At 72.4% G+C, this 23,248-nt stretch carries 22 protein-coding genes and 7 tRNA genes; 16 read left to right on the top strand and 13 right to left on the bottom strand.

Annotation, left to right across the window (positions count from 1 at the left end; all coding sequences use genetic code 11):
• Positions 1-795 (top strand): phosphotransferase family protein (locus tag TNCT1_RS29845; RefSeq protein WP_143638255.1); only part of this gene is annotated, 795 nt, incomplete at its 5' end.
• A gap of 80 nt (positions 796-875) precedes the next feature.
• A complete protein-coding gene (locus TNCT1_RS29840; RefSeq protein WP_143638252.1) occupies positions 876-1,163 on the top strand; it encodes a zf-TFIIB domain-containing protein in 288 nt (95 codons plus the stop codon).
• A 57-nt stretch (positions 1,164-1,220) separates the two neighbouring features.
• Here TNCT1_RS29840 and TNCT1_RS29835 read toward each other — a convergent pair.
• The 5 genes from TNCT1_RS29835 to TNCT1_RS29815 all read right to left on the bottom strand — a co-directional run bounded on the left by TNCT1_RS29835 (position 1,221) and on the right by TNCT1_RS29815 (position 1,687).
• Positions 1,221-1,292, bottom strand: a tRNA-Val gene (locus TNCT1_RS29835).
• A gap of 29 nt (positions 1,293-1,321) precedes the next feature.
• Positions 1,322-1,393: transfer RNA gene (locus TNCT1_RS29830), tRNA-Val, on the bottom strand.
• 36 nt (positions 1,394-1,429) lie between these two features.
• Positions 1,430-1,501: transfer RNA gene (locus TNCT1_RS29825), tRNA-Val, on the bottom strand.
• 1 nt (position 1,502) lies between these two features.
• Positions 1,503-1,576, bottom strand: a tRNA-Cys gene (locus TNCT1_RS29820).
• 38 nt (positions 1,577-1,614) lie between these two features.
• A tRNA-Gly gene (locus TNCT1_RS29815) sits at positions 1,615-1,687 on the bottom strand.
• Between the two features lie 178 nt (positions 1,688-1,865).
• On the opposite strand from TNCT1_RS29815, the gene TNCT1_RS29810 reads away from it, so the two are divergent.
• Genes TNCT1_RS29810 through TNCT1_RS29800 form a run of 3 tightly spaced genes read left to right on the top strand, consistent with a single transcriptional unit; the run spans position 1,866 to position 4,625 of the window.
• Positions 1,866-2,930 carry a chorismate-binding protein gene (locus TNCT1_RS29810; RefSeq protein ID WP_143638249.1) on the top strand — a complete coding sequence of 355 codons (1,065 nt, stop codon included), beginning with the start codon at positions 1,866-1,868 and terminating at the stop codon, positions 2,928-2,930.
• Positions 2,927-3,748 carry an aminotransferase class IV gene (locus TNCT1_RS29805; protein WP_143638246.1) on the top strand — a complete coding sequence of 274 codons (822 nt, stop codon included), beginning with the start codon at positions 2,927-2,929 and terminating at the stop codon, positions 3,746-3,748. Before TNCT1_RS29810 ends, TNCT1_RS29805 begins: the two co-directional genes overlap by 4 nt.
• A gap of 52 nt (positions 3,749-3,800) precedes the next feature.
• Positions 3,801-4,625, top strand: coding sequence for an N-acetyltransferase (locus tag TNCT1_RS29800; protein WP_143638244.1), 825 nt, complete (start codon positions 3,801-3,803; stop codon positions 4,623-4,625).
• A 190-nt stretch (positions 4,626-4,815) separates the two neighbouring features.
• Here TNCT1_RS29800 and TNCT1_RS29795 read toward each other — a convergent pair whose 3' ends face one another.
• On the bottom strand, positions 4,816-5,337 hold the full coding sequence (locus TNCT1_RS29795) for a DsbA family protein (RefSeq protein ID WP_174266499.1): 522 nt from the start codon (positions 5,335-5,337) through the stop codon (positions 4,816-4,818).
• 285 nt (positions 5,338-5,622) lie between these two features.
• On the opposite strand from TNCT1_RS29795, the gene TNCT1_RS29790 reads away from it, so the two are divergent.
• Complete coding sequence (locus TNCT1_RS29790) at positions 5,623-6,069, top strand: hypothetical protein (protein WP_143638240.1); 447 nt, start codon at positions 5,623-5,625, stop codon at positions 6,067-6,069.
• Between the two features lie 122 nt (positions 6,070-6,191).
• Positions 6,192-6,344 carry a hypothetical protein gene (locus TNCT1_RS35935; RefSeq protein WP_174266498.1) on the top strand — a complete coding sequence of 51 codons (153 nt, stop codon included), beginning with the start codon at positions 6,192-6,194 and terminating at the stop codon, positions 6,342-6,344.
• Between the two features lie 188 nt (positions 6,345-6,532).
• Here TNCT1_RS35935 and TNCT1_RS29785 read toward each other — a convergent pair whose 3' ends face one another.
• Positions 6,533-7,093, bottom strand: coding sequence for a CGNR zinc finger domain-containing protein (locus TNCT1_RS29785; protein ID WP_143638237.1), 561 nt, complete (start codon positions 7,091-7,093; stop codon positions 6,533-6,535).
• Between the two features lie 288 nt (positions 7,094-7,381).
• On the bottom strand, positions 7,382-7,795 hold the full coding sequence (locus TNCT1_RS29780; protein ID WP_004002642.1) for an SsgA family sporulation/cell division regulator: 414 nt from the start codon (positions 7,793-7,795) through the stop codon (positions 7,382-7,384).
• A 190-nt stretch (positions 7,796-7,985) separates the two neighbouring features.
• Here TNCT1_RS29780 and TNCT1_RS29775 point away from each other — a divergent pair, with 190 nt between their 5' ends.
• The 5 genes from TNCT1_RS29775 to TNCT1_RS29750 all read left to right on the top strand — a co-directional run bounded on the left by TNCT1_RS29775 (position 7,986) and on the right by TNCT1_RS29750 (position 11,769).
• Positions 7,986-8,447, top strand: coding sequence for a TIGR02611 family protein (locus TNCT1_RS29775; RefSeq protein WP_143638235.1), 462 nt, complete (start codon positions 7,986-7,988; stop codon positions 8,445-8,447).
• A 94-nt stretch (positions 8,448-8,541) separates the two neighbouring features.
• Positions 8,542-8,613 (top strand) — tRNA-Val (locus TNCT1_RS29770).
• Positions 8,614-9,331: 718 nt separating this feature from the next.
• Entirely contained in the window at positions 9,332-9,778 is a 447-nt protein-coding gene (locus tag TNCT1_RS29760) for an SRPBCC family protein (protein WP_143638277.1), read from the top strand.
• A 39-nt stretch (positions 9,779-9,817) separates the two neighbouring features.
• A tRNA-Val gene (locus TNCT1_RS29755) sits at positions 9,818-9,889 on the top strand.
• A gap of 116 nt (positions 9,890-10,005) precedes the next feature.
• On the top strand, positions 10,006-11,769 hold the full coding sequence (locus TNCT1_RS29750; RefSeq protein ID WP_143638233.1) for a DUF2207 domain-containing protein: 1,764 nt from the start codon (positions 10,006-10,008) through the stop codon (positions 11,767-11,769).
• Between the two features lie 34 nt (positions 11,770-11,803).
• Here TNCT1_RS29750 and TNCT1_RS29745 read toward each other — a convergent pair whose 3' ends face one another.
• Positions 11,804-12,529 carry a 3'-5' exonuclease gene (locus tag TNCT1_RS29745; RefSeq protein WP_143638231.1) on the bottom strand — a complete coding sequence of 242 codons (726 nt, stop codon included), beginning with the start codon at positions 12,527-12,529 and terminating at the stop codon, positions 11,804-11,806.
• A 168-nt stretch (positions 12,530-12,697) separates the two neighbouring features.
• Between TNCT1_RS29745 and TNCT1_RS29740 the strand changes: the two genes are divergently transcribed.
• The 3 genes from TNCT1_RS29740 to thrS all read left to right on the top strand — a co-directional run bounded on the left by TNCT1_RS29740 (position 12,698) and on the right by thrS (position 16,719).
• Positions 12,698-13,264, top strand: coding sequence for a DUF4365 domain-containing protein (locus TNCT1_RS29740; RefSeq protein WP_143638229.1), 567 nt, complete (start codon positions 12,698-12,700; stop codon positions 13,262-13,264).
• Positions 13,261-14,553, top strand: a complete 1,293-nt coding sequence (locus TNCT1_RS29735; protein ID WP_143638227.1) for a hypothetical protein — start codon at positions 13,261-13,263, stop codon at positions 14,551-14,553. The genes TNCT1_RS29740 and TNCT1_RS29735 overlap by 4 nt, the downstream gene beginning before the upstream one ends.
• 189 nt (positions 14,554-14,742) lie before the next feature.
• Positions 14,743-16,719 carry a threonine--tRNA ligase gene (thrS, locus tag TNCT1_RS29730; RefSeq protein WP_143638225.1) on the top strand — a complete coding sequence of 659 codons (1,977 nt, stop codon included), beginning with the start codon at positions 14,743-14,745 and terminating at the stop codon, positions 16,717-16,719.
• 28 nt (positions 16,720-16,747) lie between these two features.
• On the opposite strand, the gene TNCT1_RS29725 is transcribed toward thrS, so the two are convergent.
• Entirely contained in the window at positions 16,748-17,407 is a 660-nt protein-coding gene (locus TNCT1_RS29725; protein WP_143638223.1) for a potassium channel family protein, read from the bottom strand.
• Between the two features lie 67 nt (positions 17,408-17,474).
• Between TNCT1_RS29725 and TNCT1_RS29720 the strand changes: the two genes are divergently transcribed.
• Complete coding sequence (locus tag TNCT1_RS29720; RefSeq protein WP_143638221.1) at positions 17,475-18,035, top strand: HIT domain-containing protein; 561 nt, start codon at positions 17,475-17,477, stop codon at positions 18,033-18,035.
• Here TNCT1_RS29720 and TNCT1_RS29715 read toward each other — a convergent pair.
• The 3 genes from TNCT1_RS29715 to TNCT1_RS29705 form a co-directional block, all read right to left on the bottom strand.
• Positions 18,032-18,988, bottom strand: a complete 957-nt coding sequence (locus TNCT1_RS29715) for an IS481 family transposase (RefSeq protein WP_143638219.1) — start codon at positions 18,986-18,988, stop codon at positions 18,032-18,034. The two genes, TNCT1_RS29720 and TNCT1_RS29715, sit on opposite strands and share 4 nt — an antisense overlap.
• 151 nt (positions 18,989-19,139) lie before the next feature.
• A complete protein-coding gene (locus TNCT1_RS29710) occupies positions 19,140-20,786 on the bottom strand; it encodes a hypothetical protein (protein ID WP_143638217.1) in 1,647 nt (548 codons plus the stop codon).
• Between the two features lie 211 nt (positions 20,787-20,997).
• The gene (locus TNCT1_RS29705) at positions 20,998-23,199 is read right to left on the bottom strand and encodes an elongation factor G-like protein EF-G2 (protein WP_143638215.1); all 2,202 of its coding nucleotides are present in this window, start codon (positions 23,197-23,199) and stop codon (positions 20,998-21,000) included.
• Positions 23,200-23,248: the final 49 nt, after the last annotated feature.

Genomic DNA, 23,248 nt, shown 5'->3' with positions numbered 1-23,248 from the left:
GCCTGTACCACCCCCAGCACCCTCCACGCCCCCGCCTCCCACACCCCCGACCCGATCCCCGCCCCGCGCACTCCCGACCAGGATCCCGCCCCCACCCCGCCCCACCGCCTCGTCACCCTCTGGCCCTACGGCACCCCCGTCGCCCCGGACGACCCCGACGCGGCCCCCTGGGAAGCGGCAGCCACCCTTCTCGCCCGCCTCCACCGCTCCGCCCCCGGCGACCGGACCCCACCGCCCCCCATGCGCGGCCCCGCCAAGGCCGCCCACGCACTGACCCGCCTCCGCGCGGCCCTGAGCGCCACCCCCCACCCGGCCGGCCCGCCCGTCCTCCGCGCCTGGTCCGCCCTCCCCGCCTGGGCCCGCGCCGAGGCCCCGATGCCCGGCACCCCGGCCCTGTGCCACGGAGACCTGCACCTCGGTCAGCTCGTGCGGCACCCGGCGCCGGACGGCCCCTGGCGGCTGATCGACGTGGACGACCTGGGGCCGGGCGTCCCGGCCTGGGACCTCGCCCGCCCCGCCGCCTGGTACGCCTGCGGCCTGCTCCCGCCCGGGGAGTGGGCCCGTTTCCTCGCCGCCTACCGCGAGGCCGGCGGCCCCGCCGTACCGGCGGACGGCGATCCCTGGGCCGCCCTCGGCGTCCCGGCCCGCGCGCTCACCGCGCAGACCGCGGCCCGCGTCCTCACCAAGGCGATCGCCGCCGGGCGTCCGCTGGACGAGGTGGAGGGGGCCCTGATCGACGCCTGCGCCCGAATGAGCTCCGCACCCGGCCAGTTGGCGTCCGGTTCCCCGGCATAGGGTGCAACCGACCGGGGCCGCACGGAGTCTGTCCTGGGAGAACAGCAAGCAGGACCGACCGGCGAGGAGTTGAGCCGACCATGCAGTGTCCGAAGTGCCATGCGCCGATGCACACCTACAACCGCAACGGCATTCAGATCGAGCAGTGCAGCGGCTGCCGCGGCATCTTCCTCGACTACGGCGAGCTGGAGGCGCTGACCCGCCTGGAGTCCCAGTGGTCCCAGCCGGCGCCCCCGCCGGCCCCGCAGGCGTACCCGGCCCCGTCCGCCCCCGCCTGGGGCGCCCCGCACGGCGGCGGCCACCACGGCGGCCACTACGGCGGTCACCACCGCCACAAGAGCTTCGGCCACATGCTGTTCTCCAGCTGAGCCCGGACCACGAAGAAGCCCCCGGCCGTACGGGACGGCCGGGGGCTTCTTGCTGTGTGGACGATACTGGGATTGAACCAGTGACCTCTTCCGTGTCAGGGAAGCGCTCTCCCGCTGAGCTAATCGTCCGCGGGCTGTGACGCGTGAGTCACAGACAGTGCGCGATACTGGGATTGAACCAGTGACCTCTTCCGTGTCAGGGAAGCGCTCTCCCGCTGAGCTAATCGCGCGGGTCCGGAACCTGCCGTACGAGCCGGTGGGTCCAGTGGACGATACTGGGATTGAACCAGTGACCTCTTCCGTGTCAGGGAAGCGCTCTCCCGCTGAGCTAATCGTCCTTGGAGGTGGAGACGGGATTTGAACCCGTGTAGACGGCTTTGCAGGCCGTTGCCTCGCCTCTCGGCCACTCCACCAGGAGTGTAGGGGATCGGGATGACCCCTTCTTCCTTCGAGCGGACGACGAGGCTCGAACTCGCGACCTCAACCTTGGCAAGGTTGCGCTCTACCAACTGAGCTACGTCCGCCTGTCGTTTCGGTCCGCTCTCGCGTCCCGGCGACGTGTTGAACTCTAGCGGATTCCCGGGCCAGTACAAAAACGCGTTTGCGCAGCGTGCTGCGCTGCACCCGCCGGATGAGGCGGCCGGCGGCTCCCGGGGGACATCCACCGGCCGCGTTTCGGACACCAGCCCTAGACTCGACCACGTGCTCCACCACCCTTCCGGCCCACCTCCCCTGGCCCGCTTCGGCACGCGCCTCGCCACCGGCCTGGTCGACGTCACCGACGATCCCGCCGCCCTGGACTCGTCCGGTTTCTGGGCGGTCAGCGCGGACTTCGAGGGGCGGCTGACCTGCGCACGGTTCGCCGAGGTGCGGCAGGAGCCGGTGCCCGCCCCGGTGCCCGGCGGCTGGCACGGCCCGGCGGTGGCCGACTGGACCTCCTCACTGGACCGCGCCGGGTACACGGCGGCCGTGGACCGGATCCGCGAGCACATCGCGGCCGGCGAGGTCTACCAGGCCAACCTCTGCCGGGTGCTGAGCGCGCCGGTCGCCCCGGACGCCGACGTGGACGCCCTGACCGCCCTGCTGGCCCGCGGCAACCCGGCGCCGTACGCGGGCACCGTCCGGCTGCCCGGGCACGGCGTGGAGATCGCCACCGCCTCGCCCGAGCTGTTCCTGCGCCGCGCCGGCCGCACCGTCGAGTCGGGCCCCATCAAGGGCACCGGCCGCACCGAGGCCGACCTGCTGGAGAAGGACCACGCCGAGAACGTGATGATCGTGGACCTGGTCCGCAACGACATCGGACGGGTCTGCGCCACCGGCAGCGTGAGCGTCCCCGACCTGTGCGCCGTGGAGAAGCACCCCGGCCTGGTCCATCTGGTCTCGACGGTCCGCGGTGAATTGCGCCCGGACACCGGCTGGCCGGAACTGCTCGCCGCGGCCTTCCCGCCCGGCTCCGTCACCGGCGCCCCCAAGTCCAGCGCGCTGAGGATCATCGAAGCGCTGGAGCCCGCCCCGCGCGGTCCCTACTGCGGCGGGATCGGCTGGGTCGACGCCGACCGGGGCACGGGCGAGCTGGCCGTCGGCATCCGCACCTTCTGGATCGACCGCTCCGGCCCCGGCACGCCGGTGCTGCGTTTCGGCACCGGCGCCGGGATCACCTGGGGGTCCGACCCCGAGGGGGAGTGGCGGGAGACCGAGCTGAAGGCGTCCAGGCTGCTCGCGGTAGCGTCGGGAACGTACGAGGAAAGTGGAGGGGCTCTGACATGAGGATCTGGCTGGACGGCGGGCTGCGGGACATCGACTCCGCCCGGGTCTCCGTCTTCGACCACGGGCTGACCGTCGGCGACGGCGTCTTCGAGACGGTGAAGGCCGTCGACGGCAAGCCGTTCGCGCTCACCCGGCACCTGGACCGGCTGACCCGCTCGGCCCGCGGCCTGGGCCTGCCCGACCCCGATCTCGACGAGGTCCGCCGCGCCTGCGCGGCCGTCCTGGAGGCCACCCCGATTCCGTTCGGCCGGCTGCGCGTCACCTACACCGGCGGCCACGGACCGCTCGGCTCCGACCGCGGCGAGCACGGACCGACGCTGGTGGTCGCCCTCGGCGACGCCGCCCGCCGCCCGGAGACCACCGCGGTGATCACGGTGCCCTGGACCCGTAACGAGCGGAGCGCGGTCACCGGCCTGAAGACCACCTCGTACGCCGAGAACGTGGTCGCCCTCGCGCGCGCCCACCAGCACGGCGCCTCGGAGGCCCTGTTCGGCAACACGGTCGGACAGCTCTGCGAGGGCACCGGTTCGAACGTCTTCGTCGTCCTGGACGGCGAGATCCACACCCCGCCGGTCGCCTCGGGCTGCCTCGCCGGCATCACCCGCGCCCTCGTGGTGGAGTGGACCGGCGCCAAGGAGACCGATCTGCCGCTGGACGTGCTGGAGCGCGCCGAGGAGGTCTTCCTCACCTCCAGCCTGCGCGACGTGCAGGCCGTGCACCGGGTCGACGACCGGGAACTGCCCGGCGCCCCGGGCCCGGCGACCCTCAAGGCGATGCGGATCTTCGACGAGCGTTCCGGCCACGACCTCGATCCGTGACCGGCGCGAAATTCGGCTGACCCGGGGCCGCCGAACGGGTAGAACACCCGTGATGACCACGACCCTGCGGCCGGCCGAGCCGCTTCAGCACAACGCCGACGGCACTCGCTCACGCCGGTACCAGGTGTGCGTCAACAGCCGTCCCGTCGGCGTGCTCCACCTCGGCACCTCGGCGAACCTCGGCGACTCGGTGGCGCGCGTCGTCGAGGTGCGGATCGACGAGCCGGACCGGCGGCGCGGCCGGGGGACGGTGGCCGCGCTGGCCGCCGAGGAGGTCGCCCGCGGCTGGGGCTGCTCCCTGATGGAAGCCGTGGTCCCGGCGGCGGCGCAGGGCGCGCTGCGGCTGGCCGGCGCCCTCGGATACACCCTGCGCAACCGCGCCATGGAGAAGCGCCTCGGCGCCGCTCCGCCCGAACTCCCCCCGGGCAGCCGGGCGCGACCGATGACCGAGGCCGAGTTCGCCGCCTGGCAGGAGCACGCGACCGCCGACTACGCGCGGACCTGGATCGGGCTGGGGGTCCCCGAGGACGCGGCGCTCGCCAAGGCCCGCAGGGACCACGAGACGCTGCTGCCGCAGGGGCGATCGTCCGCGGACACGCACCTCAGCGTCCTCGAACACGAGGGGACGCGGGTGGGCGTGCTGTGGCTGGCCCTGCAGGAGGGCAAGGCGTTCGTCTTCGACGTGGAGACCGACCCGGCCCAGCGGGGCCGGGGACACGGCCGGGCGCTCATGCTGCTGGCGGAGCGCCAGGCGATCGAAGCGGGCCGGCCGGTCCTCGGGCTCAACGTCTTCGCCGGCAACGCCCCGGCCGAGCGGCTGTACGAGTCGCTCGGCTACGAGACGACGGAAAGCGCCTTCACCAAACCGCTGCTGTGACCGGGGCGGTCCGCGAAGCTCCGAGGCGTGGGGCGACCGCGGACCGGCTGCGGCCGGTCGCGCCCGAGCCGGTCGTACCCGAGCCGTTCGAGCCGGTCGTACCCGAGCCGGTCGCGTGCGGACCTGCGACGCCCGGATGCGCAACGACTGGCCCCGTCGCGTCCGGCGCCGTCACGTCCGGCCGGCGCCGTCACGCCCGGTCGGCCAGCAGCCGGTCGGCGATCTCCTCGATGCGCTCGCGGAGCCCTTCCTGGCTCTTGCCGCCGTCGAGGCGTTCGCCGCCGATGACGTACGTCGGGGTGCCGGTCACACCGATCGCCTTGCCCTCGGCCTGGTCCGCGTCGACGATCAGGATGTGCCGGCCGTCGATCAGCGCGGTGTCGAACTCCTCGGCGTCCAGGCCGAGTTCCCGGGCCACCTCGACCAGGAGGGGTTCTCCCGCACGGTCCAGCTCCGCCACCCGCTCCAGCACGGCCTCCACGTACGGCCAGCCCTGCCCCTGCGCCAGAGCCTCCTCCGCGGCCTGGGCGGCGGCGAAGGCGTGCTTGTGCTTCTCCAGCGGGAAGTGCCGCAGCCGCAACTCCAGCCGCTCCCCGTAGCGGGCGCGCAGGGCGCGGACGTCGTCCAGGGCGCTCAGGCAGTCGGGGCACTGGAGTTCGCACCAGACGTCGAGGACGAGGGCTTCGGTGCTGGCGGGTGAGGAGTCGCTCATGGCCAACAGTCTTCCAGGCGAGCCCCCAGGGGCCGAATCGGGAACGCGACCGGGGCCCGCGCCACGGCCGCCGGGGCTTTCCCGCGAGGCTCGGAGAGACGGGAGAGAACGGGCCGGATCGCGGCGCACGCGGTAAGGACCTGCGGAGGAGGCGACCCGGAGATCTCCCTGATGTCTCGCTGGGGCATGGCCCCGCGGGACCGGGACGGTGCAGGATGGAACGGACGAAGCGCACAGCCCGTGCCGCCCGTCCCGCCACCCGACCGAGCCCGCCAGGAGGACCGGATGATTGCCGAGACCGTCTGCTCCGCCGTCTCCGCGGCGGGCCTGGGCATAGCGGTGGTCACGGCCTACCGCAAGCGTTACCTCTCCGCCGCGCGTATCGCGGCCTACTCCCTGGTGCCGATCGGCCTGGTGATGACCGGGATCGTCGGCTGGCTCTCGGACACCGCCTTCAGTCCGACGGCCTGGGCCGGCTTCGGGGTGCTGGGCGCGGCCTGGCTGCTGTTCGCCGGAACGCGGGCGGTCGAGCGCAGGCGCGGCGGCACCCGCGCCGAGCGCCGGGCCGCGCGCGGTGCCGCCCGGACCGACGCGGTGGCGCCGACCGCCTCGGCGCCCTCGCTCGGCGCCGGCAAGAGCCCCGCGACCCGGGCCGCCGCTCCGCCCGCCGGGAAGACCTCCGCCGACGACTTCAGCGACATCGAGGCGATTCTCAAGAAGCACGGCATATGACCTGAAACCGTTCAGAAGCGGAAGCGGAACGAACCGGTCAGTGGGGAGAAGAGTGATCACTCGCGCTCGCTGGGGGTGCTGATCGCCAACGGGGTGTCTCCTGGGCCATCATCACCCGCGAGATGCTGGACACGTCAGAGAGCGAGGCCGCGCCGCCGAAGGACGAGCCGCGCGGATGCCTCTTCGCCCTTTCCCAGCCACCGCTGATGATCTTCCTTGCGGTGATCGGGTGTCTGATCCTCATGGCAGCGCTGCACGACCTGCTGTTGCTGTGAGCCGTACACGTCCGTCCCGGCGTCACCCGCCGGGACCGGCGTCGCCCCACCGGGCCCACGGAAACCTATGCCGCCCCACCGGGCCCACCGGTACCCACGCCGCCTCACCGGGCGCACCGGGACCTACGTCGCCCGACCGGGACCACCAGGGACTGCGCCGTCCCACCGGCACGAGCCGCGCCCGGCCGTCAGCCCGCCGCCTCCTTGCGGCGTGCCCGGTACGCGGCCACGTGCAGCCGGTTGCCGCAGGTCCGGCTGTCGCAGTAGCGCCGCGAGCGGTTGCGGGACAGGTCCACGAACGCGCGCCGGCAGTCCGGGGCCTCGCAGCGCCGCAGCCGCTCCTGCTCACCGGCTACCACGAAGAAGGCGAGCGCCATGCCGCAGTCGGCGGCCAGGTGGTCCGCCACGGACGCGCCGGGAGCGAAATAGTGCACGTGCCAGTCGTAGCCGTCGTGGTCCGTCAGGCGGGGGGTGGTGCCGGCCGCGGCGACCAGTTCGTTGATCAGCCCCGCCGCCGCCCGGGCGTCGGGAGCGGCGAAGATCCCCGCGAACCTGCTCCGGACCTTGCGCACCGCCGACAGGTCGAAGTCGGACAGCACCCCGACGTCACTGATGTTGTGGCTTCGTACGAAATCGGCGAGGGCCACGACATCCGGCAGCCCGTCCACCGCCGTCCCGTCGTCCGGCGCGGAGTTCACCAGATCCACCACGGTGTCTAGGGCGCAGCGGGTGTCGTGGGTGATCAGCACGTTTCGCTCCCTGGCCTGGAGGTCGGGCGGACGCCCGCCGATGCCGGCCGATAGTAGCGACAACCGCGCCCACCGCACCGGATACCGCCCGCCGGCGCACCGCCGGCCCGGCGCCCCCGTGCTCCCGGGGGTTCCCGAGTGTCCCACGCCCGGACGCGCGCGGTACACAGGCGGACGCCATCACCGTGAGCGCTCACGGTGACGGCGAGGGCCTGCCGTATGCGGTTGTCCTTGAGCCCGAACCGTCTCCCCGAGTGGACGGCGCCGGGCGGTTTGGAGGCGGGCGACCTAGCTCTCCGCCAGGATGTGCGACAGCTCCTGATCCAGGTCGAAGTGCCGGTGTTCCGTGCCGGGCGGCACGGCGGCGTCGGTCCGCTTCAGGAAGGACTCCAGGGCCCGCGCCGGGGCCTCGAGCAGAGCCTCTCCCTCAGGGGAGCTGAGGGCGATACAGACCACGCCCTGACCGTGACTGCGGGAAGGCCAGACACGGACGTCTCCGGTGCCGGTAGGGCGATGGAGCCCTTCGGCCAGGAGGTCGCGGGCGAACACCCACTCGACGGTCTCCTCGGCTCCGGTGTGGAAGGTGGCGTGCACGGCGTAGGGGTCGGCCGTGTCGTACCGCAGGCCTGCGGGGACAGGCAGGGAGGACTCGCTCGACACAACGAGGCGCAGGTGCAGCTCGCAGCTGACCGTGGTGTTCATAAGCGCCAGGGCCTTTCGCTCAGTGTGCGCTCGGGGATTCGCACGTCGGCGAAATCGACATGCCACCTACGGTGCCGTTGTAAACCCCTCTGAGGGTTTTGCGTGTCTTTACGTAACTCTTCCGGCCGAGAACTTCCGTGAGACCTGCGCCCATTCCAGTGACTGATTCCCTACGGTAGGGTTTGTCTGCATGAATACGGGGAGTGACGAGCCGGGCGAGGTCGGCGTGGCCATCGACGAGGCGGACGGCATGAAGGCAGACGAGGAGCAGGCCGAGCGGGGACTCGGCTCGAAGGCTCCGCAGTTCGTCAAGTCGCGCAGAGCCCTGCACCTGAGCTGGCAGGTCGGCGTCTTCGTGATCGGCCTGGCGGTCGTCGCGGCGGGCATCGTCATGCTGCCCCTGCCCGGCCCCGGCTGGGTAGTGATCTTCGGCGGCATGGCGATCTGGGCGACCGAGTTCGTCTGGGCCCAGCTCGTGCTGCGCTGGACCAAACGCAAGGTCACCGAGGCGGCCCAGCGGGCCCTCGACCCCCGGGTGCGCCGGCGGAACATCACGCTCACGGTGATCGGGCTGGTGATAGCCGGCGTACTGGCGGGGATATACCTGTGGAAGTTCGGCTTCGTCATGCCCTGGAAGATCGAGGACCAGTGACCCGGGTGGCCGCCGGTGCGCCGCGCACCGGCGGCCGCGGCCCCGCCCTGGTCCGGGGCACCCCCTGACATGGGGTAATGTTCTTCCTGCGCCCGGGCGATTAGCTCAGTGGGAGAGCGCTTCGTTCACACCGAAGAGGTCACTGGTTCGAACCCAGTATCGCCCACCCGGAAGACGGCCCACCTGCGAACAGCAGGTGGGCCGTCGTCGTTGTGCGCCGACGCGGTACGCGTACGCCGTCGCGCCGGCCTCGCCGCGAAGCGCTGGCTTGGAACGATTCACACCTGAGGGCGGCCGGGTCGTCTCGGCCGCCGTGCTCGGGCTCGCGGCGACGGCCGGATGCGGCGGCGGCAGCGGATCTGGGGGATGGCGCGGTGACGATCCGTTACTCCTGGTGGGGTGGCGAGGAGCGGGCCAAGAAGATCGACCGGATGACCGCACTCTCCGGGAAGAAGCGCCCCAAGATCAAGGTCAGGACCGACTTCCCGGCGTATCAGCCGTTCTGCGAGAAGCTCCGGACGCAGGCCGTCGGCGGAAATCCCCGGGACGTTTTCCAGAACGCCGTCGCATTCCTTCGGAAGTACGACAAGCGCGGAATTCTCCTCGACCTCAAGTGCCAGGTGCGGCAAGGCGATCTGAGCCTGGATCACTTCCGGGCGGGCGTCGTCGCGGCCGGCGAGGCCGACGGCAAGCGGCTCGGAATTCCCGTCGGTTACCGAGGACGGACTCGGCTTCGGGCGGGCCGATCGGATGCCCGGCCGGCGGGCGAGGGGGAGCGCCGTCGCACGGGCGGCGGCGCTCGCCCCCGATTGTGGTGCGCGTCACTGGCGGCGCATGAGTACGCGTACTCAGATGCGCGCCCCCGCCGCGGGCAGACTCGGGTCATGGACTGGAACCACTACCGCTTCCGCACCCTGTGGTCCCTGGCCGCCCCGCAAAGCGCGGTGTTCGCCGTGCTGGAGCGGCCCGAGGACTATCCGGGCTGGTGGCCCCAGGTGCGCTCGGCCACCCGGCTCGACGCGGTCACCGGCGCCCTCACGATCCGCTCCCTGCTGCCGTACGACCTGACGCTCACCCTGCGCGAGACGCGCCGCGACCCGGCCGCCGGCGTGATCGAGGCCGCCGTCCGCGGCGACATCGAGGGATGGGCCCGCTGGACGGTCACCTCCGGCGGGCCCGGCACGCTCGCCCGCTACGACCAGGTCGTCGACGTCACCAAGCCCATGCTCAGGCGGCTGGCCGTCCCGGGCCGCCCCCTCTTCCGGGCCAACCACCGGCTGATGATGGCCGCCGGGCGCCGCGGACTGCTGCGCCGCCTCGAAGCGGTTTGAACTAACCCCGCGGGGACCTGTATTGTTCAGTGCGTTCCCGGGCGATTAGCTCAGTGGGAGAGCGCTTCGTTCACACCGAAGAGGTCACTGGTTCGAACCCAGTATCGCCCACCCGGGGAAAGCCGGTCTGCTTCTGCAGGCCGGCTTTTTCATGTCGTTCGAACGTCTTGAGGGGGGGCGTCGTGGCCGACGGGACGAGCCGGAGAAGGCGACGCGGGGGGAGACCGGTGCGGCGGCGCCGGGTGCGCGCGCTGATCGTCGTCTGCGCCACGCTGGTGGCGTTCGCCGCGGTGGCCGCACTGGCCCAGCTCCTGGCGAACAAGGAGCGGGTCACCTCGATGTGGGTCGGTGCCGAGATACGCGCCGACGGCAGCGCCCGCATCACCGAGGTCATCGACTACGACTTCGGGCACTCGGGCGACTCCCACGGCATCTACCGCGACGTGCCCGGCTCGCCCTTCGAGGACGGCGACCACGTGCGGGTCACCAGGGACGGCCACAAGGTCCCCTACGAGGACACCTACGGCGACTACTACCAGGACGAGAAGGGCGAGCGGAACATCGCCGACCGGCTGAGGATCGGCGACCCCGGCCGGCTGGTCAGCGGAGTCCACCGCTACCGCATCCAGTACGTGCTCCCCGAGGTGGTGAAGGGCCACCGGTTCGCCTGGGACGCGGTCGGCACCGGCTGGAAGGTAGACCGGGCGGACGTGGAGGTCCACGTCGTGGGCGCCCGCGACCTCACCGGGCTCCGCTGCGAACGCGGCACCTGGGACGACGGCGAACCCTGCACGGCCGTGCGCGGCGGACCGGGGCACCTCGTCGTCAGGATCGGCGAGCTGAGCGGCGAGGAGGGCCTCACCCTCTACGCCACCGCCGCGAAGACCGGGGCCGCCGCCCCCGCGGTCCTGCCCGCGGCGCCCTCCGGCAAGGCCGTCGGCACCACCCTCCCGCACCCGGTGCGCAACGCCGGCTTCTTCCTCGCCGTCGCGCTGGCGTGCGCCGCGCCGACGGTCTGCGCGCTGCGCCTCGCCGGGCGCGACCGCCTGCCGCTGGACGGCGGCCGGGAACGACGCGTCGAGGTCGAACGGCTCGCCCGCACGCTCACGCCGTGCGCCGCGCCGCCCGACGACCTCACCCCGGCCCAGGGCGGCATCCTGCTCACCGAGCGCGTCGACGACCGCCATCAGGTCGCCTGGCTGCTCACCGCCGCGGCCGACGGCCACCTCGCCGTCCGGGGCGACGACCGGCACCCGGTCCTGGACCGCCGCGACCCCGGGGAGCCCGGCGACCCGGACACCGAGGAGGTACTGGACAAGATCTTCGCCGGCCGCTCCAGCGTCGCCCTCGGGGCCCGCGACCCCTGGTTCAGGCAGGGCTGGAACGACCTCGCGCAGCGGCTGGACCGCTGGCGCGGGACGAGCGGCCTGTGGGACGCGGCCGCCCGGCGCCGCACCGACGCGGCCCTGGCGGGCGGCCTGATCGGGGCGCTGCTCGGCTTCGTGCTGACGATCACGGGTGGCGTGCTGAGCGGCCGCCGCATCGCCGCCGGATGGCCGGTCCTGCTGACGGCGGCCGTCCTCGCCGGCGTCGGCGCCGCCCTCGTCGGCCGGCACTGGGAACTGGAGCGGCGCACTGCGCGCGGCACCGCGCGCTGGCTCCAGATCGAGGCGTTCCGGCGCTACCTGGCCGACCCGACCGCCTGCCCGGACGAACTGCCCACCGGCCCGCGGGCGGACCGGTACGCGGCCTGGGCGGTCGCCCTCGGGGTCGACTCCGCCTGGGAGGCGGCGGCCGGGGCCTCCGCCTCGACGCGGCGCGCCTCCACCCTCAGCGGCGGCGACGTCCTGCTCGCCGCCGTGGTCCTCACCAGCGCAGCCCCGCCGGCCCCGTCCGGCGGCTCCGGCGGCGGTGGCGGCGGCGGTGGCGGCGGCTCCAGCTCCGGAGGCGTCGGCGGCGGCGCCGGCGGCGGGGGCGGCGGCTCCTGGTGAGCCGGCGGGGCGCCGGCACCGGAGCCCCGGTCGCTCACGCGGCCGCCGGCAGCTCGGGCCGCAGGGGCCAGTCCGTGCTCACGATCTCCGGTGAGCCACTGCGGGCGAACCAGGCCTGCAGGCCGCGCGCCTGGGCCGCGTGCCAGTCGGTCTGGAGAGTGTGCAGCTCGGCGGGGGACAGGCGCTCCAGGCGGGTCGTGAATCGGCGGCCCACCGCGCGCACGACCTCCAGCGCGGCCAGCGCGTCGGCCGCCGCGTCGTGCGCGCCCTCCAGCGCCACCCCGTAGTGCGCGCACAGGTCGGTCAGCGTGCGGCGGCCCTTGCGGTAGCGGTCCAGCTGCTTGTCCAGCACCCGCGGGTCCAGCACCCGCAGCGGAGCGCCGCGGAACCACTGCTCCAGCGAGGACGCCCGGTGCCGGCGCAACTCCCGGTCCAGCAGGGTGAGATCGAAGGGCGCGTTCATCACCACCAGCGGCCGCCCCATCGCCGCCTGCTCGGCGAGCCGGTCGGCTATCTCGTACATCACCGGCGCCGGCCAGCGGCCGTTGTGCTGCAGGTGTTCCTCCGTCAGCCCGTGCACCGCGGTCGCCGCCTCGGGCACCGGCACTCCCGGGTTCACCAGCCAGCGGACGATCCGCGGCCGGGCGCCCGGCGCGTCCTGGACCACGACGGCGGCCGACACGATCCGGTCGGCCTCGACGTCCACGCCCGTCGTCTCCGTGTCGAAGGCGGCCAGCGGCCCCTCGTACCAGTTCGTCATCGCAACCCAACTCCTCGTTCAGGCCCGGCAGCTGACGTCCCGTCTTCTGCCTGTTTGGTGATACCCGGGCCGTTTGCGCCGTACGCCGGGAGGACACAACAGGAGTACGGGTCTTCGCAGTTCAGCGGCTCGAAACGGGGAAACCCACGGCTCGGAAGGCTGTTGGTCATGGCCATCGCACAGCCCGAGCGGGGCGGGCTGCTGCCCGAACGCGCGGGTCACCTCCGCGGCACGCTCGCCACCACCGCCTGCATGGAGACACTGCAGGTCGGTTATCTGCACGCGGTCGCCGCTGCGGCCGGCTGCTCGCTGTCCCAGCCCTTCCCGGACAACGGCATCGACTGGCACGTCAGCCACAGTTCACCCGGGCACACCGTCGACGACGAGGTCACCATCAAGGTGCAGCTCAAGTGCACCTACCAGATCGCGCCGAACCCGCCGGGCCGCTTCTTCTCCTTCACGCTCGACAACGACCACCTGCGCAAACTCGCCCGCACACCCGTCTCGGTGCACAAGATCCTCGTCGTCATGCTGGTCCCGCGGTCCCAGGACGACTGGCTGCGCGCGAGCCACGACCGGCTCGACCTGAGGCACTGCTGCTACTGGGTCGACCTGGCCGGTCATCCGGTCACCGGCCGGCACCGGACCACCGTGCGGATACCGACCTCACGCATCTTCGACGACCGGGCGCTGTGCGAGATCATGACGCGGGTCGGAACGGGAGGCAGGCCATGAGGAGCCGTCCCCAGGAGGAACTTCCGCGCCAGGCCCGGCCGCACCCGGGCGACCCCGCCCGGCGACGGCCGCCCGACCCCGCCGCGCCCGACCCCGCCGCGGTCGACCCCGCCGCGGTCGACCCCGCCGCGGTCGACCCCGCCGCGGTCGACCCCGCCGTGCTCGCCGCCCTGCTGCACCGGCACGGCTGGCAGCGGCGCGGGGGAGCGGCCGGACGCTACGGCCGCTGGACCCCGCCGGGCCCCGGCGGCGCCGGCACCAGCCTGCTCGTCCCCGAGAGCCGCGCGTTCCCCGACAGCGACGACCTGCTCGGCGAGGCCGTCGACGCGCTCGCCCGCAGCGACACCCCGTCCGCGCGCGAGGTGCTGATCTCCCTCGCCGTGCCCAGCGACGAGATCCGCTGGTGGCGGGACGCCCCGGGCGGGCCGTCCGGGGCCGCTCCCTGGACGGCCGACGAACAACTGCGCGGCGCCGCCCGCCAGATGCTCCTGGCCGCCGCGCTGGCCACCCGCGCGCGGGCCGGCTACCACGGCGCCCGGCACCGCTCGGCCGCGGCGGCCCTGCTGGCGGACGTGTTCGTCGGCCCCGGCGCGGAAGGGCGCCGGCTCACCGCCTTCGTGCCCGTGCCCGCCGGCCGCCCGCTCGCCGTCCGGCTCCACCAGGCGCTGTACGCGGTCCGCGAGGCCGTCGACTACCAGCGCGCCACCGGCGGCATGGACGCCTTCGACGGCGCCGTCGAGGCCGGCGCCAGCCGGGAACTGACCGACGCGCTGACCGCACTGGTACGCGGCACCGAGGGCGCCCGCGTCGCCGTCGCCTGGGCGCCCGGGACCGCCGTCCCCGAGGGCTGCGCCGTCTCGGCCGAGCCCGTCGAGTTCTCCCCGGGCGACCTGCCCGCCCTGCGCGCGGCGGGCGCCCGCTACCTGCGCGAGGAACCCTCCGTACCGGTCCGGATCACCGGCGCCGTCGTCCGGCTGCGCCGCTCCGGACCGTTCGGCGAGGGCACCGTGCGGCTGCGGGTGCTCGCCGGCGCCGACGTCCCGCACGTCCGCGTCACCCTCGACGAGGAGGACTACCGCGTCGCCGGCCACGCCCACCTGGTCGGGCTCCCGGTCCGGGTGCAGGGCCGGCTGGAGCGCCGCGGCGGATTCCGCAGGCTCACCGGCGCCGGCGGAGTCGTACCCGTACGGGTCGACGACGCCGAGCGGGACCGGCTGATGAAGTCACTGCACGAGAGTCCCGGCTGCTTCGAGGAGACGTGCCAGGAGGCGTACCGGGACGACGACTGAGGAGACCGGGACGGGGAGCGCGGGGCGTGCCGGGGCGGGGGCGCGGGACGTGCTGGAGGCGGGGACCTGGGTGTGCCGGGACGGGCACGGAAGGTAACCGTTTCGCGGTCGGCGGTCCCGGGTCGGTACGATCCGTTGTGCGCGCGCTCCTGGTATGGCGCCGCACCCACCTTCAGTCAGGAGAGACCGGTGTCAGACGTCCGTGTGATCATCCAACGCGATTCCGAGCGGGAAGAACGCGTGGTGACGACGGGCACTACGGCCGCCGACCTCTTCGCGGGCGAGCGCTCGATCATCGCCGCGCGCGTCGCCGGCGAGCTGAAGGACCTCGCCTACGAGCTGTCCGACGGCGACGAGGTCGAGGCGGTCGAGATCTCCTCCGAGGACGGCCTGAACATCCTGCGCCACTCCACCGCGCACGTCATGGCGCAGGCCGTGCAGGAGCTCTTCCCCGAGGCCAAGCTGGGCATCGGCCCGCCGGTCAAGGACGGCTTCTACTACGACTTCGACGTCGAGAAGCCGTTCACGCCCGAGGATCTCAAGGCCATCGAGAAGAAGATGCAGGAGATCCAGAAGCGCGGCCAGCGCTTCTCCCGCCGCGTGGTCACCGACGAGTCCGCCCGCGAGGAGCTGGCGGACGAGCCGTACAAGCTGGAGCTGATCGGCCTCAAGGGCTCGGCGTCGCACGACGACGGCGCGGACGTCGAGGTCGGCGCCGGCGAGCTGACGATCTACGACAACCTGGACGCCAAGACCGGCGAGCTGTGCTGGAAGGACCTCTGCCGCGGTCCCCACCTGCCCTCCACCCGCCTGATCCCCGCGTTCAAGCTGATGCGCAACGCGGCCGCCTACTGGCGCGGCAGCGAGAAGAACCCGATGCTGCAGCGCATCTACGGCACCGCCTGGCCGTCCAAGGACGAGCTGAAGGCGTACCTCGACTTCCTCGCCGAGGCCGAGAAGCGCGACCACCGCAAGCTCGGCAACGAGCTGGACCTGTTCTCCATCCCGGAGCAGATCGGCTCCGGCCTCGCCGTCTTCCACCCCAAGGGCGGCATCGTCCGCCGTGTGATGGAGGACTACTCGCGCCGCCGGCACGAGGAGGAGGGCTACGAGTTCGTCTACACCCCGCACGCCACCAAGGGGAAGCTCTTCGAGACCTCGGGCCACCTGGACTGGTACGCCGACGGCATGTACCCGCCCATGCAGCTCGACGAGGGCGTGGACTACTACCTCAAGCCCATGAACTGCCCGATGCACAACCTGATCTTCGACGCGCGCGGCCGCTCCTACCGCGAACTGCCGCTGCGCCTCTTCGAGTTCGGGACCGTGTACCGGTACGAGAAGTCGGGCGTGGTGCACGGCCTCACCCGTGCCCGCGGCTTCACCCAGGACGACGCGCACATCTACTGCACCCGTGAGCAGATGTCCGAGGAGCTGGACAAGACGCTCACCTTCGTCCTCGGCCTGCTGCGCGACTACGGCCTGACCGACTTCTACCTGGAGCTGTCCACCAAGGACCCGGAGAAGTACGTCGGCTCGGACGAGGCCTGGGAGGAGGCGACCGAGACGCTGCGCCAGGTCGCCGAGAAGCAGGGCCTGCCCCTCGTCCCCGACCCGGGCGGCGCCGCCTTCTACGGGCCGAAGATCTCCGTCCAGGCCAAGGACGCCATCGGCCGCACCTGGCAGATGTCGACCGTCCAGCTCGACTTCAACCTGCCCGAGCGCTTCGACCTCGAGTACACCGGCCCGGACGGCGCCAAGCAGCGCCCGGTGATGATCCACCGCGCCCTGTTCGGCTCCATCGAGCGGTTCTTCGCGGTGCTCCTCGAGCACTACGCGGGCGCCTTCCCGGCCTGGCTGGCGCCGGTGCAGGCGATCGGCATCCCGATCGGCGACGCGCACGTGGAGTACCTGGAGAAGTTCGCGGCCGCGGCCCGCAAGCAGGGCCTGCGCGTCGAGGTGGACTCCTCCTCGGACCGCATGCAGAAGAAGATCCGCAACGCCCAGAAGCAGAAGGTGCCCTTCATGGTCATCGCGGGCGACGAGGACATGTCGGGCGGCTCGGTGTCCTTCCGCTACCGCGACGGCTCGCAGGAGAACGGCATCCCGTTCGACGAGGCCATCGCCAAGATCGCCAAGGTCGTGGCGGAGCGCGCCCAGGTCTGATCCGCACCGGCCGAAGGGCCTCCGGAGATCACTTCTCCGGGGGCCCTTTGTCGCCCTCACGGGAGAAGGTCTGCATCAGCCACGACGAGAACGAACCCGTCACCGCGCCGAGCAGGCCGAGCCCGCAGGCCATCATCCCGGTCGCGATCACCCTGCCGAGCGGGGTCACCGGGACGATGTCCCCGTAGCCGACCGTGCTGAGGGTCGCGGCCGCCCACCACACGGCGTCGCCGAACGTCTGCATGTTGGCGCCGGGCACCCCGCGCTCCTGCTGGTAGACGGCGAGGGACCCGGAGAAGCCCAGCAGCAGGGTGGACAGGCTCGCGTAGGCGATCACACGGGCGTACAGCGAGAGCCGGGGGTCTCCCTGCCGGCGCTGGATGACGTCGTAGAGGGGGACGATCCGCAGCGGGCGCAGCAGCGGCAGGAGGACCACGACGGTGTGCAGGAAGTGCGTGCTGACGAAGCGCAGGAACCGCTGCCCGCCGAGCCGCCAGCGCACCACGTAGTCCGCGGCGAACAGCACCCAGAGCGCGAGCAGCGTGACCAGGCACAGGTCACGCCAGAAGGACGGCAGGCCCACTGCCAGGACCAGGGTGGCATAGGCGGCGAGGAAGATCAGCGACCCCACGAAGAGCGGGATCTCGGTGCGCTGCTCCCAGCGGGCCGCCGGGCTGTCGTCGTCCACCGGCCCAGCTTGGCCGGTGACGTCGTTCGGGCCGCCCCGGCGACACGCCGCGAACGGGCGAAGCCATATGCTGCCTAGCATGACGAGTGAGCCGGAGCAGCAGATCGGAGTGGGGACGCAGGACGCGTTCCAGCGCCTGTGGACGCCCCACCGGATGGCCTACATCCAGGGCGAGAACAAGCCGACCGGTCCGGGGGCCGACGACGGCTGTCCCTTCTGCTCGATCCCGGCCAAGTCCGACGAGGACGGCCTCGTCGTCCGCCGCGGCGAGCACGTGTACGCGGTCCTCAACCTCTACCCGTACAACGGCGGCCATCTGATGACCGTGCCGTACCGGCACGTGGCCGACTACACCGACCTCACCCTGCCGGAGACGGCCGAGCTGGGCGAGCTGACCAAGCAGGCGATGACCGCGCTGCGCACCGCGTCCGGCGCGCACGGCTTCAACATCGGCATGAACCAGGGCACGGTGGCCGGCGCCGGCATCGCGGCCCACCTGCACCAGCACATCGTCCCGCGCTGGGGCGGCGACACGAACTTCATGCCGGTGGTCGGCCACACGAGGGTGCTGCCGCAGCTGCTGGCGGACACCCGGAAGATGCTGGCGGAGGCCTGGCCGGCCGCCTAGGTGTATTGACCTGAAGCGTTGTTCACACGGCTGATCGGTGGGTGGCCGCCTAGTGCGGTGTGGCAGCGGTGGTGGTTGTAGGTGTGGAGGAAGTCTGCCAGGGCTGCCGTTCGTTCGTTGTTGCTGGTGTAGGGCCGCAGGTAGGCCCATTCCTCGAGCAGGGTGCGGTTGAAGCGTTCGACCTTGCCGTTGGTCTGCGGCCGGTAGATACGGGTGAGTTTGCCGGTCGCGCCGAGGTCGGCCAGAGCCTGCTGCCAGGCGAAGCTCTTGCGGTAGGGCCAGGCGTTGTCGGTCAGGACCCGTTCGATGCGGTCGATGCCCGAGGTCGCGAAGAAGGCAGCGGCTCGGCGCAGGAAGGCCGCGCAGGTGACGGCCTTCTCGTCCGCGTGGATCTCGCTGTAAGCCAGGCGGCTGTGATCGTCGACGGCTGAGTGGATGTAATCGAAGCCCATGCCGCCGCGGGTGGGCCGGCCGGCCTGGCGGCCCAGCGTCCTGTGGCCGCCGCCGTCCGGGATGCGGCCGAGTTTCTTGACGTCGACGTGGACCAGCTCGCCGGGCCGCTCGCGCTCGTAGCGGCGGATGATCTGGCCGGTGGGCCGGTCCATGAAGGCCAGGCGGTTCAGACCGTGCCGGAGCAGGATGCGGTGCACGGTGGAGGCGGGCAGTTGCAGGATCGGGCCCAGGCGGGCGGGGCCGAGTTTGCGGTCCTGGCGCAGCCGGCACACCCGGGCCTCGACTGCCGGTGCCGTGCGATGGGGCGTGGTCAGCGGACGGCTGGAGCGGTCGTGCAGCCCCTGCTCGCCCTCGGCCCGCCAACGGCGGATCCACTTGTGGGCCGTGACGCGCGAGATGCCCATCTCAGCTGCGACATGTGCGACTGGGCGGCCTGCGCAGACACGTTCGACGAGCAGTCGCCTGCCGTGAACGGTCAGCCGGGCATTACGGTGGGACACGAAGACCTCCGTGCGGTGCAGTCCTAGACAGCTCCACCACACCGGAGGTCTTCGCCATGATCAAGCACTGACGAGTGTCAACAACGCTCGTGATCAATACACCTAGGGCCTGTCTCGGACGGGACGGTGCCCCCGGGCACGAGGGCACCGCTCACGCGTCGTACAGGTCGGCCTTCTTCGGCGTCGGGTCCTGCACCAGGCCGCTGAGGACGGACGAGCGGTTGCCGAACTTCTCGGTGTCCACGCCGTTCTCCCGCAGCACCCGGATCGCGGCCGAGTGCACCACCCGCAGCACCGGCGTGGCCGCGCGCAGCGCGTCGTCGGCCATGAAGCGGTGCCGCCAGGGCTGGTCCGCCCAGGCGTGCCGCAGCCCGAACGGCTCCGGCAGGGCGAGCGAGCCGCCGAGCCACTTGAGCGCCGGCGGGTACCAGGTCAGCGGGGCGCGCGCGGTGAGCCGCACCACCTCGTCGGCGGTCACGAGCGGCAGCTTGACCGTGCGGTTCTCCCAGGGCTTGAGCGACTTGGCGACCTCCTTGGTGGGCGCCGTCGGCTTCGTGGTGAACAGCGGGTTCACCGGCCCCAGCGCGTGCCCGGTCACCTCGATGCGCAGCGTCTCGTGCAGCACCGTCACCGTGATCATCATGGTGATGACGAGCTGCCCGTCCCACAGCGTCCACTGCACGCCCAGGTAGTGCCGGTCGCCGCTGCCGAACTGCTGCTTGTTGCAGATGTCCTGGATGGCGTGCTGCTTGATCTGGAACGCCTCCACGTCCGTGCCCTCGGGCCGGGAGACCTCCTTGGCGTTCTCCCCGATCGGCGTGACGATCCAGTGCCGTATCGACGGCCGGGGGAAGCCGCCGGTGTTCAGCGGGCCGCGTTCCAGCATGCGGAGCTGGTCGTGGATGGCGCGTATGACGTCCCAGCTGCGGAAGGGGTGGATCTCCCGGGAGGGATCGGCGGGCTCCAGGTCCTCGGCGAGCTGCCAGGAGCCCCAGCGGGTGCCCATGCCGAGTATGCCCTTGGGCCCGGCGTAGAAGACGGAGTTGGACCGCTGCTCGGCGGCGAGCCGGGCCAGCGACTGGCGCAGCTGCTCGGCCGCGGTCTCGCCCGGCGCGCGGGGCACGGCCTCGGGGACCTTGGCGCCGACGCTGCTGCCGGAGAGCAGGCCCTCCCAGCGCGCCCGCAGGTCCTGGGCGCTGCGCTCGCAGATCCGCTTGGCCCAGAACCAGCCGAGCACCGGGACCACGACGCAGCCCCGCGCGTACCACGCCCAGAATCCGCCGAAGGGCATCTTCAGCAGGAAGAGCGCGGCGAGCACACCCACCCCGGTGAGCAGGGCGGTGGCGAGCGCCCCGGCGCGCTTGTCCTCGCGGCGGGAGACGAGCGTGCGCAGCTGGAAGACGAGCAGCCAGCCGATGAACCCCGGCAGGAAGATCAGGCCGCACAGCACCACCACGACCGACAGCCGGTTGTCGCGTTCGCGGCGGATGTTGTTCGCCGCGAGCGCGTGCTCCACCACGACCTGGGGCTCGGCGCCGAAGGACTGGATGAGCGGCTTGCGGCCGGGGGCCAGCATGCGGTCGACCACGGCCCGTGAGAACGCCTCGCCGAGATTGGGCCTGAGCAGGGATATCCGGCCGGCCTTGACGGTCGACTGGTGCCACTCGTTGTCGGTCTTCTTGATGTCCTCGACCACGTTGTCCCGGTAGGCCGCCGAGGCCAGCGCGTACGTCGCCGCCTGGCCCTCGTCGCCGGAGACGGGCACCTGCGGTCCGTCCCACTCCGTACCAACCGACATTCCCGCCCCCTCGCCGCCGGTCTCGCTCCTGCGGCCTTCCCGACTTCACTGCCCCGCACACCTGTTGAACAGGCCAACTTGCCGAATCCGCCCGACAACGGCACGGGTTCGGCACGACGTGATCAGGTGATCAGCGTATCCGCAGCCGCCGACGGCGCGCCGGTGGACGGCCGAAGCCGCCCACCGGCGCACGGAGCCGGGCCGGTGCGGATCACGGGCTCTCGCCCGCCTGTTCGCGGATCCGCTCGGCGATCTGCGGCGGCATCGGCTCGTGCCGCGCGTAGGCGCGGTCGAAGCGGGCCGTGCCGTGGGACAGGGACCGCAGGTCGATCGCGTAGCGGCCGATCTCGAACTCGGGCACCTCGGCCCGGATCAGGGTCCGCCCCGAGCCCACCTGCTCGGTGCCGAGCACCCGGCCGCGCCGGCTCGACAGGTCGCTCATCACCGAGCCGACGTAGTCGTCCGGAACGAGCACGCCCACCTCGGCCACCGGTTCCAGCAGGTGGATCCGGGCGCCGGCCGCGGCCTCGCGCAGCGCCAGCGCGCCCGCCGTCTGGAACGCGGCGTCGGAGGAGTCCACCGAGTGCGCCTTGCCGTCCAGCAGCGTGATCCGGACGTCGATCAGCGGATAGCCCGCCGCCACGCCCCTGGCCGCCTGCGCCCGTACGCCCTTCTCCACGGACGGGATGAACTGGCGCGGCACGGCGCCGCCGACCACCTTGTCCACGAACTCGATGCCCGAGCCGCCGGGCAGCGGCTCCACCTCGATCTCGCAGATGGCGTACTGCCCGTGCCCGCCGGACTGCTTCACGTGCCGGCCGCGCCCGGCGGCCTTCACCGCGAACGTCTCCCGCAGGGACACCTTGTGCGGGACCACGTCGACCTGGACGCCGTACCGGCTGCGCAGCCGCTCCAGGGCGACGTCCGCGTGCGCCTCGCCCAGGCACCACAGGACCACCTGGTGGGTGTCCTGGTTCTGCTCCAGGCGCATCGTCGGGTCCTCGGCGACCAGGCGGGCCAGGCCCTGCGAGAGCTTGTCCTCATCGGCCTTGCTGTGCGCCTGGATGGCCAACGGAAGCAGCGGATCGGGCATCCGCCAGGGCTCCATCAGCAGCGGGTCGTCCTTGGCCGAGAGGGTGTCCCCGGTCTCCGCGCGCCCGAGCTTGGCCACGGACACCAGGTCGCCGGCGACGGCGTGGGTCACCGGCCGCTGCTGCTTGCCGAACGGTGTGGACAGCGCGCCGATCTTCTCGTCGACGTCGTGGTCCTCGTGCCCGCGGTCGGTCAGCCCGTGCCCGGAGACGTGCACCGTCTCGTCGGGGCGCAGGGCGCCGGAGAAGACGCGGACCAGGGAGATACGCCCCACGTAGGGGTCGGAGGAGGTCTTCACGACCTCGGCGACCAGCGGGCCCTCGGTGTCGCAGGCCTGCAGCTCACGCGTCCTGCCGTCGATCGTGGTGACCCCGGGCATGGGGTGCTCGAACGGCGTCGGGAAGCCGCCGGTGATCAGCTCCAGCAGTTCCACCGTGCCGAGGCCCTGCCGGGCGCCCTCGGCGGCCGGCGCGGCGGCCAGGACCGGGAAGAACGTGCCGCGTGCCACGGCCCGCTCCAGGTCCTGGACCAGCGTCTTGACGTCGACCCGCTCGCCGCCGAGGTAGCGGTCCATCAGGGTCTCGTCCTCGCTCTCGGCGATGATCCCCTCGATCAGCCGGTCGCGGGCCCGGTCGATGTCCGGCAGCTGGTCCTCGCCGGGCTCGGACTCCTTGCGCTCACCGGTCGAGTAGTCGAACAGCTTCTGCGACAGCAGGCCGACGAGGCCGGTCACCGGCGCGTGCCCGTCGGGGCCCGCGGGACCGCGCAGCGGCAGGTAGAGGGGCAGCACGGCGTCGGGGTCGTCGGCGCCGAAGGCCTCCGCGCACACCCGGGTCATCTCCTCGAAGTCCGCGCGCGCGGACTCCAGGTGCGTCACCACGATCGCCCGGGGCATGCCGACGGCCTGGCACTCCTCCCAGACCATCCGGGTGGAGCCGTCCACCCCGTCCGAGGCCGAGACGACGAAGAGGGCCGCGTCCGCCGCCCGCAGACCGGCCCTCAGCTCCCCGACGAAGTCGGCGTACCCGGGGGTGTCGAGGATGTTGATCTTGATGCCGTCCCATTCGACCGGGACCAGCGAGAGCTGCACCGAGCGCTGCTGCCGGTGCTCGATGTCGTCGTGGTCGGAGACGGTGCCGCCGTCCTCCACGCGGCCCGCCCGGTTCACCGCCCCCGCGGTCAGCGCGAGGGCCTCCACCAGCGTGGTCTTGCCCGATCCGGAGTGGCCGACCAGCACCACATTCCGTATGGACGCGGGGTGGTCGGCCGCCTTTGCCCTGCCGGCGGCTCCGGGGTGGTGTGTCTGTGCCTTGTCGCCCATGATCCTGCCTCCCGTGCACGGTGAGGTCACTGTGGGCGCGGACACGCGG

It is taken from the genome of Streptomyces sp. 1-11 (assembly GCF_007176755.1).
GTDB lineage: Bacteria > Actinomycetota > Actinomycetes > Streptomycetales > Streptomycetaceae > Streptomyces.
Note: the sequence above shows the minus strand (reverse complement) of the source record. Positions and strands in the feature narration are given on the sequence as shown.